Below are 404 nucleotides of genomic sequence, written 5' to 3' on the forward strand. Positions count from 1 at the left end.
TATCTTCACAGTATTCTCTAATGTGCTTTGCCAAAAAAGAGATAAGATTACGTTCCTTTTTATCCAAAACACCGTCTTAACCTCAGTCATGGGTACCCGCCATGGCTAATTTAAGCGAAGTCATTAATTTTTGCCCCTTGGAAAAAGTATGTACCCCGGCTATGAAAGACCTCGAAGTCATTCATAGTTACTTAGAAACCCAGGCCTCTGTTTGTTTTAGTGTCCTCTATGAACGCTACATGGGAAGGATATATGCCAAGTGCATCTCCATCCTGAAAAATGAAGCTCATGCACAAGACGCTACACAAGAGATTTTTACTAAGATTTTCCTGAACCTCGCCCGCTTTAAAGAACAGGCAAAGTTCTCAACCTGGGTCTACTCCATTACATACAACTATTGCATT

General features: G+C 40.6%; 1 protein-coding gene. It reads left to right on the plus strand.

Annotated elements, in window-relative coordinates; all coding sequences use genetic code 11:
- Positions 1-161 precede the first annotated feature (161 nt).
- The coding region (locus tag FRY97_RS22100) for an RNA polymerase sigma factor (RefSeq protein ID WP_317131941.1) at positions 162-404 on the plus strand (243 nt) is incomplete at its 3' end.

This window comes from Phaeodactylibacter luteus (genome assembly GCF_007993045.1).
Taxonomy (GTDB): domain Bacteria; phylum Bacteroidota; class Bacteroidia; order Chitinophagales; family Saprospiraceae; genus Phaeodactylibacter; species Phaeodactylibacter luteus.